The sequence below is a fragment of the Pseudomonas sp. JUb52 genome (genome assembly GCF_004341115.1).
In the GTDB taxonomy this organism is placed as follows: domain Bacteria; phylum Pseudomonadota; class Gammaproteobacteria; order Pseudomonadales; family Pseudomonadaceae; genus Chryseomonas; species Chryseomonas oryzihabitans.
On record NZ_SLYS01000011.1, the window covers coordinates 22,119 to 36,229 of the forward strand.

A 14,111-nucleotide genomic window follows, 5' to 3' on the forward strand; every position below is an offset into this window, starting at 1 on the left:
ACCTCCCTCAGACCTTTTCCACGTTCACCAGGAACGACTTGAATTCCGGTGTCTGGGTATTGGCGTCGCCCACGTAGGGGGTCAGGGTGTTGGTGAGGAATCCGGGGCGGGTGACGCCCTTGAAGCCCCAGTGGATGGGGATGCCGATGTGGTGCACGGTGCGCCCCTCCACCTGCAGCCCGTGCATGCGCTTGGTCACCACCGCCACCGCCTTGATGTAGCCGCGCTTGGAGCTGACCTTGACCCAGTCGCCGGCCTTGATGCCGAGTTCGGTCGCCAGGTCCTCGCCGATCTCGACGAACTTCTCCGGCTGGGCGATGGCGTTGAGCCGCGCATGGGTGGTCCAGAAGTGGAAGTGCTCGGTCAGCCGGTAGGTGGTGGCCGCATAGGGGAATTCCTCGCGGGTACCCAGCCGCGCCCGATCGCCCGGGAAGATCCGCGCCGCCGGGTTGTTCTTGGCGCGCGGGTTGTCCGGGTGCAGCGGGTTGTGGTCCAGCGGCGACTCGAAGGGCTCGTAGTGCTCCGGGAAGGGCCCTTCGGCCAGCAGGCTGCCACCGAAGAAGTGCGCGACGCCCTCCTGGTTGAGGATGAAGGGCCCGGCCTTGGCCGAGGGCGGCGAGGTCCAGGGGAAGTCGGGAATGTCGGCGCCCGCCCAGCGTTCGCCGTTCCACCAGATCAGCCGCTTCTCCGGCGCCCAGGAGGTGCCGTCCGGCCGGGCGCCGGCGCGGTTGTAGAGGATGCGGCGGTTGAGCGGCCAGGACCAGGCCCAGCCCAGGGTCATGCCGATGTTGTAGGGATCGGCATTGTCGCGCCGATCCATGTTGTTGCCCTGGCGGTTGTAGGAGCCCGAATAGATCCAGCAGCCGCAGGTTGTGCTGCCGTCGTCGGCGAGGAAGCCAAAGTCGTCGAGCAGTTCGCCGCGCTTGTGGGAAATGGTCCCGTTCGGCCCGGGCAGGTCGGCCAGGGCGCGGCCGTTGTATTCCTGGGCGATGTCCTCGGGATTGGGCTCCTCCGGATTGCTGTAGGGCCAGGTCAGGTTGAGGATGGGATCGGGGAAGGCGCCGCCCTCGTCGCGATACATCTGCTGCAGGCGATGGAACAGCCCGGCGAGGATGGCCACGTCCGGCCGCGACTCGCCCGGCGGCGGCGCGGCGCGCCAGTGCCATTGCAGCCAGCGCGAGCTGTTGACGATGGCGCCGTTCTCCTCGGCGAAGCAGGTGGTGGGCAGGCGGAACACCTCGGTCTGGATCTGGCTCGGGTCCACGTCGTTGAGTTCGCCGTGGTTCTGCCAGAATTCGGCGGTCTCGATGGCCAGCGGATCCATCACCACCAGGTACTTGAGCTTGCTCAGCGCCTGGCTGACCTTGTTCTTGTCCGGGAAGGAGGCCAGCGGATTGAAGCCCTGGCAGAAATAGCCGGTGATCTCGCCGTGGTGCATGCGCTCGAAGGTGTGCAGGACGTCGTAGAGCGGCTCGCTGAGCTTGGGCAGCCAGTCGTAGCACCAGTCGTTGTCCTTGGTCGCCGCCTCGGAGAACCAGGCCTTCATCAGGCTGACGTGGAAGCGCTCGTAGTACTTCCAGTAGGAGACCTCGCCCTCGCGCAGCGGCTGCTTGGCCCGCCGCTTGATGTAGTCGCGGTATTCCTGTTCCTCGTGGGAGGCCAGGTAGAGATAGCCCGGCAGCTGGTTGGAGAGCAGGCCCAGGTCGGTCAGCCCCTGGATGTTGGAGTGACCGCGCAGGGCGTTGACCCCGCCGCCGAGCATGCCGATGTTGCCCAGCAGCAGCTGCACCATGGAGGCGGTGCGGATGATCTGGGCGCCGATGGAATGCTGGGTCCAGCCCAGGGCGTAGAGGATGCTCATGGTGCGCTCGGGGCGCGCCGTCTCGGCGATCATGTCCCAGGTGGTCTGGATCTGCTCGCGCGGCATGCCGCAGACGCGCTCCACCAGCTCGATGGTGTAGCGGCTGTAGTGCGCCTTCATCAACTGGTAGACGCAGCGCGGGTGCTGCAGGGTCGGGTCTTCCTTCACCATGCCGCGCTCGTCGAATTCGTAGCTCCAGCTGGATTTCTCGTAGGCGCGACGCTTGTCTTCGCCGAAGCCGGAGAAGAGGCCGTCGTGGAAGCCGAAGTCCTCCTTCACGATGAGGGCGACGTCGGTGTAGGCCCTTACGTACTCATGCTGGATCTGGTCCGTGGTGAGCAGGAAGTTGATCAGCCCGCCCAGGTAGACGATGTCGGTCCCGGTGCGGATATAGGCGTGGTAGTCCGCCACCGCCGAGGTACGGGTAAAGCGCGGATCGATGGTGATCAGCTTGGCGTTGTTCTTTTCCTTGGCCTCCACCATCCAGCGAAAGCCCACCGGGTGCGCCTCGGCCGAGTTGCCGCCCATGGACAGGATGAGATTGGCGTTGCGGATGTCGACCCAGTGATTGGTCATGGCACCGCGGCCGAACGAAGGGGCAAGACCTGCCACCGTCGGTCCGTGTCACACGCGCGCCTGGTTGTCGATCGCCAGCATGCCGAGGCTGCGGATCACCTTCTGGGTGAGGTACGCGGTCTCGTTGGAACAGGCCGAGGCCGCCAGGAAGCCGGTGGTGATCCAGTGATTGACCAGGTGGCCATCGGCATCATGGGTGACGAAGTTCTTGTCCCTGTCCTCCTTCATGTAGCGGGCGATGCGGTCCAGCGCCTCGTTCCAGCTGATGCGCTTCCACTCGTTGCTGCCCGGCTCACGCACCTCGGGATGGGAGAGGCGCGATTCGCTCTTGATGAAGTCCAGCACCCCGGCGCCCTTGGGGCAGAGGGAACCGCGACTGACCGGATGATCCGGATCGCCTTCGACGTGGTAGATGTCGCTGACGGTATTGATGCCGCCATCGCCGCGGCTGTAGAGCAGCATGCCGCAACCCACCGAGCAGTAGGTGCAGGTGTTGCGCGTCACCTTGGCGGCAGCGAGCTTGTAGTAGCGGATGGACGCCAGTGCCGGTTCCGGGGCGAAGCCGAGCATGGCCATGCTCGAGGTGGCGACCCCCGCCGTACTGAGTTTGAGGAAGTTGCGGCGCGATACCTTGATCGACATTTCTTGGGTAACTCCAGGCACATCACGGTAGGACTTCGTCCTGACCCGGGCCTGGCAGTTCGAGCGAAGCGTCGTCTTTCTTCGTCAAAAAATCATTCAAAATCAGTATTTTAGCGAAGCGGCAAGAGGACCTGGCAGGGTCTGCGGCAGGGCCTGGCGGCGGCTGCGACCTTTCGTCCGATGGCCGCCCCGGCTGACCGCCGCGCGCCGCTGGAGTAAGGTGACGGCCTTCATCGCATCTTCGAGAGAGTCTGTCCCATGTCGCTGGAAATCGTCGACCATCCCGCCCTGGAAGTGACCGGTCTGCTGTTCGAGCCTGGCCAGGGCGAAGACATCGCCGCCCTCTGGCGGCGCTTCGCCGACCGCGCCGGGGAGATCACCGGGCGCGAGGGCGCGGCCGAATGGTATGGCCTGAGCTGGCGCCAGGCCGGCGCCATGCACTACCTGGCCGCGGTGGCTACCACCCCGGGCGCCCCCCTGCCCGCCGGCATGGTGCGTCAGGAACTGCCGGAAGGCCGCTACGCCCGCTACGTGCACCTGGGCACCGCGCCCAGCGTGGCCAAGAGCCTCGGCCGCCTGTTCGCCGAACTGCTGCCGGCGCGCGGCCTGCAACCCCGTCCCGGCGCCTGCTTCGAGCACTACACCGAAGCCTTCACCGGGGTGGATGCCCAGGATTCGCAGATCTACATCTACGTGCCGGTTTTCTGAAGGCCACTCGCCGCAGCGCGGACAGGACGTTCGTCAGCTGCGGCTTGCCTCCCGGCATAACCCTTTCCAAGCTGGGGATATCGCCCGCAACTCCAGGTGCACGATGTCCCTGCCCGAGCTCCAGTCCTTTATCGCCCGGCACGAGCGGATCTTTCTGCTCACCGGTGCCGGTTGCAGCACCGATTCCGGCATTCCCGACTACCGCGACCGCGACGGCGCCTGGAAGCGCCCGCAACCGGTCACCCTGCAGGCCTTCGTTGGCGACGAATTGTTGCGCCGGCGCTACTGGGCACGCAGCCTGATCGGCTGGCCGCGTTTCTGCCAGGCGCGGCCCAACGCCACCCACCAGGCCCTGGCGGCCCTGGAGCGGCGCGGCCAGGTGGAGATGCTGCTGACCCAGAACGTCGATCGGCTGCACCAGGCCGCCGGCAGCGAGGCGGTGATCGACCTGCACGGGCGCCTCGACCAGATCCGCTGCCTGGGTTGCGAGCTGCGCCTGCCGCGCCAGGAATTCCAGCAGTGGCTGGGCGAACTCAATGGCGACTGGCTGCAGCTGGACGCGGCTACCGCGCCGGATGGCGATGCCGATCTGGAAGGCGCGGATTTCATGAGTTTCCGCGTGCCCGACTGCCCGCGCTGCGGCGCCCTGCTCAAGCCGGACGTGGTGTTCTTTGGCGAACACGTGCCCGGTGCGCGGGTGGAGCGCGCCTTCGCCCACCTGGGCCGCGCCGATGCGCTGCTGGTGGTGGGCTCGTCGCTGATGGTCTATTCCGGCTTTCGCTTCGCCCAGGCCGCGGCTCGCGCCGGCCTGCCCATCGCCGCCCTGGGCTATGGCCGCACCCGCGCGGACGACCTGCTCGCGCTCAAGGTGGAAGCCTCCTGCGCCCAGGCACTGGCCTTTCTGCTGGAGTATCCCGGGGCGGCGCCGGCGCTTACGCCGGCACTTGCCGAGGCCGTGGCGCCCGGCCCAGGTGCATCAGCGGACGCTCGATCCAGCGGTAGCTGAGCATCGACAGCAGGCAGGCGAGCACCAGCACCGGTGGCAGCAGGGCCATGAAGCCGACCGTACCCAGGACCTCGACCGACCCCAGGTTGAGCAGGGTGAAGAGGCCGTAGAGCAGCAGGCCATGGGTGAGATAGAGGCTGTAGCTGATCTCGCCCAGCACCTTGAGGCCGCGACTGCGCAGGAGGCCGAGGAGGTCGTTGCCGGCGGCCATGGCGGCGAAGGGCAAGGCCAGCGCCAGCATCTGCTTGAGGTTGTAGTCCGGCTGGGTCATGGCATAGGCCACCAGCGCCAGCGACAGCGCGGCCACCAGGGGCGTGCGCAAACGTGCCAGCAACGCCGGCCGATGGACCTTGACGAACACCGGCAGGAATCCCAGCAGGAACAGCAGGCCGAAGCGCGCGCCCAGCACGTGGTAGTGATAGCCGGCGGCGACCAGGCCGCCCACCAGCAGCGCCGAGACCAGCAACGGCAGGCCGAAGCCACGACGATTGAACAGCGCGGCGATGAGCGGAAGGGCCAGGTAGAACAGCGCCTCGTAGCGCAGCGTCCAATGGGCGCCGGCGGTCATCCAGCCGCTCTCCTCCAGGCCGTTGAGACTGAAGCCGGAAAACAGCTCCCAGCTGAGCAGCTCGAGCATGAAGCGCTGGCCGTCGGCGATGACGAAGTGGGTGCGGATCAGGGTGAAGAGCACCACCACGGCCACCACGCAGAGATACAGCGGCATCACCCGCAGCACCCGCGAACGGAGCAGCTCGCCCCAGTCCGGCGTGCGGCGATAGACCTTTCCGAAGAACAGGTAGCCGGTGATCATGAAGAACAGCGAGACCGGTACCACGCCCATGTTGTAGAGCAGGTCGCTGTCGGGTTCGCGCCACTGGCCCTCGGCCTTGAGGTGATAGGTCAGCACGAAATGCAGGCAGACCACGGCGGTGGCGAGGATGCCGCGCAGGGCATCCAGCGGCGAGGAGCGCGCCAGGGTCTCCTCGGTGAGCAGCGGACTGCGGCGCAGGGCGAAGGCCAGCAGCACCAGGGTGCCCAGGTAGAGGGCGATGGGGAGAGCGACGTCAGTCATATCCGTGACCTTCTTGATAGGAACCGGCAAAGACCCGCCCCCAGACCACCGGAGCGGTCGCCGGAGCGAGCGAGAGAAAAGCGCGACAGCCGGGCACGCTACCGCGCGGTACGCGACCGAGGGCAGAGGGACCGGAAAGGGAGGAGAACAGCGGCGAGCGGAAGGATCCGCTGCCTCAGGAAAGCGCGAGAACGCCAATCAGACAAGTCTTGTTACAGGCGTTCCCTTGGGTTCGACGTTTCGTTGCCCTGGCTCAGCGGCCCTGGCACGCGGCCCGCAGGCCGCCTGCCATTCGTCGGATCCGCCCTCAGGGCGCCAGTGCCCGCGCCACCACCGGGTAGTGATCCCACACCTGGCCGTCCGCCATCGAGCGCAGCAGCTTGACGTATTCGGCGTGGGACCAGGCCAGCGGCGTCGCCGAATCGGTGCCCTGCCCCTTGGTGTAGCCATGACGCCGGTTGTCGCCCACGCCGTCCCAGACCTGCTCGGGCAGCATCAGGCCGGCGTTGGCGAACAGTTCCAGGCCACGGACGTAGGTGTCGCGCAGCTTGCCGAGCGCCGCCGCATCCGGCTTGCCCTGCAGGACCAGGCGGGCCAGCTCGTAGTGGCCGCGTTCGCCGGTGAAGATCGGCCAGACCCGGCCGCGCAAGCCGGAGTTGGGCACCGGCTGCTCGGTGGCCGGGAAATTGATGCCGGAGCTTTCGCTCTCGCCATAGCCGTCGTTGCCGTAGCGGCGCCAGCCGGGGAAGGTGCCCTGCACTCCCGGGTACTGGAAGCTGTACTTGACCCGCAGATTTTCCGGCAGGCCCTCGTCGTCCAGCACCGCCAGGCTCTTCTGCACCAGGGGATCACCGGCCGGACGCACGCCGTAGCGCACCAGTTCGAGGAAGCCGGCGTCCAGCACCTGGTCTTCCGGCAGGCCCGGGCGGCTGTTGTTGTCCACCAGCTTGCCCTTGTCGTTGGGATCCTCGTTCTGGGTGATGCGCAGGTAGTAGTTGCCGGCGCCCAGGCTGCCCTGGGTGGTGGCCATGGTCTTTTCCACCTGGCTCGAATAGCGCCGCGCGGTGTCGCGGTAGCGGCTGGCATTGGCTTCGTCGCCGGCGTGGCGCGCCAGTTCGCTCGCCGTGGCGAGACCGGCGATCACCGCCGCGGTGGTGGACGGCGAATAGCCCCACTGCTCTTCCCAGCGCTCCTGCTGGGTCTGCGGCGGCTTGACCTGCCAGGTGTTCCAGCCCAGGTTGACCTGGCTGTCGCGGGCGAGGAAATCCGCCGCGGGCCGGAGCATGTCGCGATACCAGCGATCGATCTCGGCATCGCCCAGCAGGCCGCCTTGCCAGAGGCGATAGCCGAGCATGATCGGCATGGCGGTCTGGTCCAGTTGGACGCCCACCCATTCGATGGTGCCGTCGACGTGGGTCTTCTGCAGGAACCAGCCGGTGGCCCCCGGCGCGCGGACCTCGTCGCCCTGCTTCTGCTGGTGGATGAAGGCCGAGCTGTCGGCCGGCTTGTGGGCGGTGTTGGCGTCCACCTGCACCTGCTTGAGGTAGCTGAAGGCGACCTTGGGCGTCTGCCGATCGCCCAGCGCCAGCAGCGCCATGGCGCACTGGTAGAAGTCCCGCGGCCAGACCGCCTTGTAGCCGGTGGTGCCCTTGGCCGCCGGCACCGTTTCGCCCCAGGGATTGGACAGCGAGGCGATCAGGGCGCCGGCGTGGGTCTTGTCTTCCTGGGCCTTGAGCACCAGGGCGCTGGCGTTGACCAGCTTGCCGCCGTCGCCGGCCTGGGCCTGCAGGCGCGGCAGCTGATCGAGGCTGGCCAGGTAGTCCTGCCAGCCGATGGCGTCGCCCTCGCCGTTGTAGTGGGCCAGCACCTTCTGGTAGCCGCGGGCCAGGGTGGCATCGGCCGCCGCCTCGGCCTGGCGCGGATTGGCGCCAAAGCCCACCACCACGTCCAGGGTGGTCTCGGCGCCCTTGAGCGGCAGCTTGGCCAGCATGGCGACGTTGCCGGCCTGGTCGCCGGTGCTGCTGTAGAGCTGGGTCAGCTTGCCGTTGCGGCGCAGGTCGTCGAGGCCGTCGGAGCTGCCGACGAAACCCACGGTGGGCGTCTGCAGGGGCTGGCTGGCCTTGACCACCAGGGCGTGCTCGCCTTCGCTGGCGTAGAGCACCGCGCCCTTCACCGCCGCGCGATCATGGCTGCCGCTGTTGGCCAGCGCCGGATCGACATAGAGATAGGGCTGGATGCGCGGATCCTGGCTGCGAAAGATGACGCGCATGACCAGGGTGTCCTGGTCCGGGTCGGTGAAAACGTGCTTCTCGATCTCGTAGCGGCCCTGGCGGTCGCGATTGACGATCCGGTAGGCCAGGGAAGTCGGCCGGCCGGCGCTATCGGTGGCCAGGTATTCGATGCGGCTGTCGGTGTCGTCGCGCTCCAAGTGGGTGAAGTCGGGGCCGCGGATCACCAGTTGCATCTCGCGCAGCTGCGCCTCGTGGATGAGGCCCTGCATGGTCTCGGTGACCACGCCCTGGGCCAGGGAGAACCAGACCCGCGAGACGCGTCCGGTGCTGGCCTGGTCGCTGTAGGCGCCATCACGATAGGCCTCGTAGCTGGTGCCGATGCCGGTCTTGCCGGAATAGGACCAGAAGGGTGCGGCGCCGGGGGCGCCCGGGGCTTCCAGGGCAGACGCCAGGGGCGTCAGGAGAAAACTGGCGGAACAGAGCAGCGGACGGACGAAGCGGACGGGCATGGGCAGGCGGGCCTTGTTCTGGTTGTGCCGAAAGTCGCATGGCAGAGGGCCTGCTGGCCCTCCCCGTCCGTAAGCCTAGTCGGATTTTGGCCGGCTGCTGGCTAGCCTTCGTCGCGCGCCGGTGGCCGGGGCTGCGGCAGGTACCCGGCCAGGGGCGAATCCGGCGCCAGCAGCGAGGTGCGGATGACGTGCAGGTAGCTGGCGATGCGCCGCAGCGGCGAGCGATCAAAGTCGCCCGGCGTCGGCTCCAGGTGGCGCTGGGCCTGGTGCGCCAGCAGGATGGCCTGGTCCACGGCGCCCAGGGCGCGGGCCAGGTTGGCGGCATCGGGCTGGCGAGCCAGCCGCACCAGCGCCCGGCCCAGGGCGCGGATCGCCAGGCGCCAGGCGCGCTGTTCGCGATACCAGGGCAAGGGCGGCAGCGCGGCCTGTTCCAGGCGCAACTCGATGATGGCGTGGCCCAGTTCCAGACTGAGAAAGGTCCAGCGCAGCAGCTGCCGCTGCACCAGCGGCTGGCCCACGGTGAGCACCTGCACCTGGTTGAGCAGATCGCGCAGGCCGGAATCGAAGCGGCCACTCAGGCCGGCCAGGGGCGCGCCTATGGCGTGGACCAGGCGCTCGCGCAAGGCAGCCTCCAGCCGCCGCCAGACCCAGGGCTGACTGGGCGGCAGCAGCACGCTGACGGCCACCGCTGCCACGCCGCAGGCCACGAGGTAAGCCAGGTAGGTGTTGCAGAAGAGGTCGGCGTCGTAGCGCGGCAGATTGCCCGGCAGCGCCGCCGAGCAGAACCAGACCATCAGCCCGGTGCCATAGCCGGCCAGGCGTGGCCGGGTGATCAGCCAGGCGCCGGCGGTGAATACCGGCGCCAGCACCAGCAGCAACAGCGCGAAGCCGTCGATCCAGGGCAGCACCTGGAATTGCAGCAGCCCGCCGGCCAGGGCCCCGACCAGGGTGCCACCGGCCAGTTGCAGGCAATAGCGGCGCGGATCGGCCGAGGTGGAGGCCAGCGCCGAGATCAGCGCCGCCGCCAGGGTGCAGGCCGCGCCGCTCGGCCAGGCGGTCTCGATCCAGAACAGCCCTACGCCCAGCACCACCAGGGCGCTGCGCACCCCGGCCATCCAGGCCACCGCGCGACTGGCGAGCGGCGTGAAGGTCTCGCGCGTCTTGGGCGCGGTGCTGGTCGGCAGGTCCAGCTCCAGCTGGGTATTCAGCAGCAGGTGCAGGTCCTCGGCGAAGCGATAGAGCAATTCGGCGGCGGTGTCGTAGTCGAGCCGGTCGACCTCGGCCGCAGGCGCCGTGCGAGCCAATTGCTGACGACCGGCGCGGATCGCCGCCATCAAGGTTTCGCGCTCCGCGGCCAGGCGCTCGTTGAGCCGGCGCAGATCCCGCTCTTCCGGTAGTCGGCCCAGGCTCGGTGCCAGGGCGGCGGCGATCAGTTCCAGGGCAGGCGCCAGGGCCTGACGCACCGCCGGCGGCCGCTCGGCCAGGCGCGCCAGCAACTGGTAAAGGGCATGAAAGCGGGTGTTGAGCAGCATGAGGCGATTGCCCAGGGCGGCCAGGCGCCCGCTGCGCCGCCGCAGATAGGGCTCTTCGAAGACGCTGGCGCTGCGCAGGCTCTCGAAGCCCACGGAATCGGCGGCGAAGCGGGCGCTGAGTGCGGCGAAGCGTTCGGCCTCGAGGCGGCCGAGCAGGCCGTCATGGGCCATGGCGAGGAAATCGCGCAGGCGCTGAGCCAGGGTGCGGCGCAGCACGCCGCGGGTGGTCTGCGGCAGGATCGACACGCTCACCACCCCGGCGCAGCAGATGCCCAGGGCGATCTCCAACAGACGCCAGATCGCCTGGAGAAAGGCGCCCTGGGGCTCGGCCACCGCCGGCAGCCCGAGCAGGCAGGCGGTATAGCCGGCCAGCAGGAAGGCATAGCTGCGAAAGTCGCGATAGCGCGCCGCCCCGCGGGTGCAATAGCCGATCCACAGCACCAGGGCGCCGAGCAGCAGCACCCGCTCCTGGGCGAACAGGGCGATGGCGGCCACGGTAAAGCTCAGGCCGGCCAGGCTGCCGAGGATGCGATAGAAACTCTTGGCCAGCACCTGGCCGCTCTGCGGCTGCAGGACGATGAAGACGGTGACCAGCACGGTGCTCGGTTGCGGCAGCTCCAGGCGATAGGCCAGCCACAGGGCCAGGGCCGCGGCCAACAGCGCCTTCGCGATGAAGGCCCAGGTCTGGCCATCGGTACGCGCCCATTCGCGGCCGGCGCGGCGCCAGGCATTCAGGCTGGGCCAGCGTTGGCGCGGAACGGAGCGGGCGGGCCGCAGGGGCAACGGCGAAGCGAGGGGCATGCTGGGCAACGACGGGATCGACGGGAGGGGGCGAGACGCGGCGCCTCGGCGACCATTCTAGGAAGCCGGGTCCACCCCGATTAAGCCGGGTGCGACAGCAAAGAGCGTTAACCAACGGGCGGGTAATGGCCCACAATGGCCCTTTCCACCGCCCTGCCCCGCCCATGGATCATCTCTTCAATCTGCGCGCCTTCGCCTGCGTGGCCCAGACCGGCAGCTTCACCGCCGCCGCGCGCCAGTTGGAACTCACCACCGCCTATGTCTCCCGGGCGGTCAGCCAGCTGGAGCAGCACCTGCAGACCCGGCTGCTGCACCGCACCACCCGCCAGTTGCGCCTGACCGAGGCCGGCGAACGCTACCTGGTGCGCTGCCAGCGCATCCTCGCCGACCTCGACGAAGCCGACGCCGAGGCCCGCCATGCCCTGGCCGTGCCGCGCGGGCGGCTGCGCATCCACACCATGACCGGCCTCGGCCAGCACTACCTGATCCAGAGTCTGGCCAGCTATGGCGAGCGCTATCCCGAGGTCGACCTGGATCTGCAACTGACCAACACCTTCACCGACATCCTCAAGGAAGGCTACGACCTGTCGCTGATCCTCGCCGACGGCCTGCCGGACTCGGCCTTCCATTCGGCGCGCCTGGGCAGCACCCACAGCGTGCTCTGCGCGGCGCCCGCCTACCTGGAACGCCAGGGCCGGCCGACCACCCCGGCGGAGCTGGTCGGGCACCGCTGCCTGCGGCTGGTCAATCGCGCCATGGCGCCGGATCGCTGGTTGCTGGAAGGACCCGAGGGCCTGGCCGAGGTGGCGGTGGATCGACCGCCCTTCCAGGTCAACACCGCCGACGCCCTGGCCGAGGCCGTGGCCAGCGGCCTGGGCATCGGCGCGCTACCGCTGTACGCCGCGGTCGAGGGTCTGACCAGTGGCCGCCTGCAACGGGTGCTGCCCGGGCACCGGCTCTATGCCCTGGACATCCATGCGCTCTATCCCTCGCGGCGCTTTCTCGACGCCAAGATCCGCACCCTGGTGGACCACCTGCGCGAGACCCTGCCGGCGCTGCTGGAGCGTGACCGGCAGCGGGTGGAAGGCGGCGCCTAGGTTCTGTACGAAAAGTCGCCGAGCGAAGGTCAGGCAAGGCGAAAAACGCTGAGGAAGCGGATCGGACTCGCGCTCGAGTTTACGCGTGGTAAATGAGCATTCCGACGGGGCTGGCCATCCAGGCGGTTTTCAACGACGCATCACCGAGTGCAGGCAGTTTTCGTACAGAACCTAGAGGCGCTGCTCGGGGAGCATCCGCTCCAGCGTCCCGTCCCGACGGATCGCCACGTGCCAGACCACCGCCGCCACGTGCAGCAGCACCAGGCCATAGACGGCGAACTGACCGGCCACATGGATGCGATTGGCGAGGATGCCGAGGGCTTCATGGCGGGGAAAACCCGGCAGGGAAAACAACCCGAACACCGGCACCGGCTGCCCCTGGCCGGCCATCAGGTAGCCGGTCACCGGCATCAGCAGCAGCAGCACGGCATAGAGCAGGCCGTGATTGAGACCGGCGAGCAGCCGCAGCAGGCGCCCGTCGCGGGGATTGGCCGGCGGCGCCGGATGCCGCCAGCGCCAGGTCAGGCGGATCAGCACCAGCAGGAACACCGAGATCCCGGTGGATTCGTGCAGCAGGTACCAGAGCGTACGCACCGGACCGGGCGGAAAGTTTTCCGCCACCCAGACGAAGGGCAAGAGCAGGCACAGCAGGGCGACGGTCAGCCAGTGCAGCGCCTGGGCGAAGCCGGTATAGCGGGCGATGGCCATGGGCGATGCTCCGTAGCGGACGAACCCCGATAGTGCCCCAGGCGCAGCGGCAGCGCCGCTACGCCTGGAGACCGTCCGTCAGAGATGGATCAAGGCAGCCAGCGCCAGCAGCAGCGCCGGGATCATCACCACGGCGCCCAGCTTGAGGAATTGCCAGAAGCTCACCGACAGCCCTTCGCGGCGCAGCGCGGCCAGCCATAGCAGGGTCGCCAGGGAACCGGTGATGGACAGGTTGGGGCCGAGGTCGATGCCGATCAACACGGCGCCGGCGATCTTTTCCGAGACATGGGCGGCCTGCACCGCCGCCCCGGCCAGCAGCCCGGCCGGCAGGTTGTTGACCAGGTTGCTGCCAAAGGCCACCAGCAGCCCGGCGCCCCAGGCGGCGCGCTCCGGGGTCGCCTGGGCGGCGGCCTGCAGCTGATTGGCCAGCGCCTGCAGCACCCCGGTGGTCTCCAGGGCCTCCACCAGCACGAATAGCCCGGCCACCAGCGGCAGCACGCCCCAGGAGATGTGCTTGAGCAACTCCAGGCCGCCGCCGCGCTTGCAGGCCACCACCACCAGGAAGGTGGCGAAGCCGGCCAGGAAGGTCGGCAGACCCAGCTCCAGATCCAGCGCCGAGGCGCCGAGCAGCACCAGGATGGTCAGGATCAGGCCGCAGCCGGCGATGCGTCCGGTGGTGGGCAGCGCGTCCACCGCGCCCCCCTCGGACAGCCGCTCGGCGCGCAGGACCTTGGCCTGGGTCGCCCAGAGGGTGAGGAAGGTCGCGGCGATGGCCAGGATCGACGGCACCGTGAACAGCGCCAGCCAGCGGCTCAGCTCGGGCATGTGCTCGGCGAAGACCACCAGGTTGGCCGGGTTGGAGATCGGCAGCACGAAACTCGCCGCGTTGGCGATGAAGGCGCAGGAAAACAGATAGGGCAGCGGATTCTTCACCTTCGCCGCGCGGGTGGCGTAGTAGACCGCCGGGGTCAGCACCACGGCGCAGGCGTCGTTGGAAAGAAACACCGTGACCAGGATACCGACGCCATAGACCAGCGCGAACAGCCGCAGCGCCGAGCCCTTCGCCGCGCGCACCGCGTGGCCGGCGACCCAGTCGAACAGCCCTTCCTTGCGGGCGATCTCGGCCAGCAGCATCATGCCGATAAGGAACAGATAGACGTCGGTGCCCTTGGCGATGCCGTGCCAGACGCCGTCCAGCGGCAACAGGCCGAACAGCGCCAGCAGCACGGCACCGGCCACGGCGAACAGCGCCTCCGGCAGACCGAAGGGCCGCGAGACCACCCCGAGGGTGGCCAGGGCGGCGATGACCCACGTCAGGACGTGGGGAGTGGTGACGATGGACCCCATGAAAGCGCTGTTCCTTCTAGT

9 protein-coding genes are annotated in these 14,111 nt (G+C 68.5%); 3 read left to right on the forward strand and 6 right to left on the reverse strand.

The window, feature by feature from the left end; genetic code table 11:
- Positions 1-7 precede the first annotated feature (7 nt).
- Complete coding sequence (gene fdnG / locus EC839_RS17875) at positions 8-3,073, reverse strand: formate dehydrogenase-N subunit alpha (protein ID WP_138956550.1); 3,066 nt, start codon at positions 3,071-3,073, stop codon at positions 8-10.
- 264 nt (positions 3,074-3,337) lie between these two features.
- Between fdnG and EC839_RS17885 the strand changes: the two genes are divergently transcribed.
- Both EC839_RS17885 and EC839_RS17890 read left to right on the forward strand, forming a co-directional pair.
- The gene (locus tag EC839_RS17885; RefSeq protein ID WP_007160999.1) at positions 3,338-3,787 is read left to right on the forward strand and encodes a GyrI-like domain-containing protein; all 450 of its coding nucleotides are present in this window, start codon (positions 3,338-3,340) and stop codon (positions 3,785-3,787) included.
- A gap of 103 nt (positions 3,788-3,890) precedes the next feature.
- Positions 3,891-4,793: an NAD-dependent protein deacetylase gene (locus EC839_RS17890; protein WP_007161000.1), complete on the forward strand. Its 903-nt coding sequence runs from the start codon at positions 3,891-3,893 to the stop codon at positions 4,791-4,793.
- Here EC839_RS17890 and EC839_RS17895 read toward each other — a convergent pair.
- The 3 genes from EC839_RS17895 to EC839_RS17905 form a co-directional block, all read right to left on the reverse strand.
- On the reverse strand, positions 4,720-5,865 hold the full coding sequence (locus tag EC839_RS17895) for an acyltransferase (RefSeq protein ID WP_007161001.1): 1,146 nt from the start codon (positions 5,863-5,865) through the stop codon (positions 4,720-4,722). The two genes, EC839_RS17890 and EC839_RS17895, sit on opposite strands and share 74 nt — an antisense overlap.
- A gap of 307 nt (positions 5,866-6,172) precedes the next feature.
- Positions 6,173-8,605, reverse strand: coding sequence for a glucan 1,4-alpha-glucosidase (locus EC839_RS17900; RefSeq protein ID WP_007161002.1), 2,433 nt, complete (start codon positions 8,603-8,605; stop codon positions 6,173-6,175).
- Between the two features lie 101 nt (positions 8,606-8,706).
- A complete protein-coding gene (locus tag EC839_RS17905; RefSeq protein WP_007161003.1) occupies positions 8,707-10,938 on the reverse strand; it encodes an FUSC family protein in 2,232 nt (743 codons plus the stop codon).
- 164 nt (positions 10,939-11,102) lie between these two features.
- On the opposite strand from EC839_RS17905, the gene EC839_RS17910 reads away from it, so the two are divergent.
- A complete protein-coding gene (locus EC839_RS17910) occupies positions 11,103-12,035 on the forward strand; it encodes a LysR family transcriptional regulator (RefSeq protein WP_039975951.1) in 933 nt (310 codons plus the stop codon).
- A gap of 171 nt (positions 12,036-12,206) precedes the next feature.
- On the opposite strand, the gene EC839_RS17915 is transcribed toward EC839_RS17910, so the two are convergent.
- Positions 12,207-12,743: a cytochrome b gene (locus EC839_RS17915; RefSeq protein WP_007161005.1), complete on the reverse strand. Its 537-nt coding sequence runs from the start codon at positions 12,741-12,743 to the stop codon at positions 12,207-12,209.
- 78 nt (positions 12,744-12,821) lie between these two features.
- Positions 12,822-14,090, reverse strand: a complete 1,269-nt coding sequence (locus tag EC839_RS17920) for an arsenic transporter (protein WP_007161006.1) — start codon at positions 14,088-14,090, stop codon at positions 12,822-12,824.
- Positions 14,091-14,111 lie beyond the last annotated feature (21 nt).

Coding starts and splice junctions, on each gene's coding strand:
- EC839_RS17885 (WP_007160999.1), top strand. CDS start 3,338: ATGTCGCTGGAAATCGTCGACCATCCCGCCCTGGAAGTGACCGGTCTG.
- EC839_RS17890 (WP_007161000.1), top strand. CDS start 3,891: ATGTCCCTGCCCGAGCTCCAGTCCTTTATCGCCCGGCACGAGCGGATC.
- EC839_RS17895 (WP_007161001.1), bottom strand. CDS start 5,865: ATGACTGACGTCGCTCTCCCCATCGCCCTCTACCTGGGCACCCTGGTG.
- EC839_RS17900 (WP_007161002.1), bottom strand. CDS start 8,605: ATGCCCGTCCGCTTCGTCCGTCCGCTGCTCTGTTCCGCCAGTTTTCTC.
- EC839_RS17905 (WP_007161003.1), bottom strand. CDS start 10,938: ATGCCCCTCGCTTCGCCGTTGCCCCTGCGGCCCGCCCGCTCCGTTCCG.
- EC839_RS17910 (WP_039975951.1), top strand. CDS start 11,103: ATGGATCATCTCTTCAATCTGCGCGCCTTCGCCTGCGTGGCCCAGACC.
- EC839_RS17915 (WP_007161005.1), bottom strand. CDS start 12,743: ATGGCCATCGCCCGCTATACCGGCTTCGCCCAGGCGCTGCACTGGCTG.
- EC839_RS17920 (WP_007161006.1), bottom strand. CDS start 14,090: ATGGGGTCCATCGTCACCACTCCCCACGTCCTGACGTGGGTCATCGCC.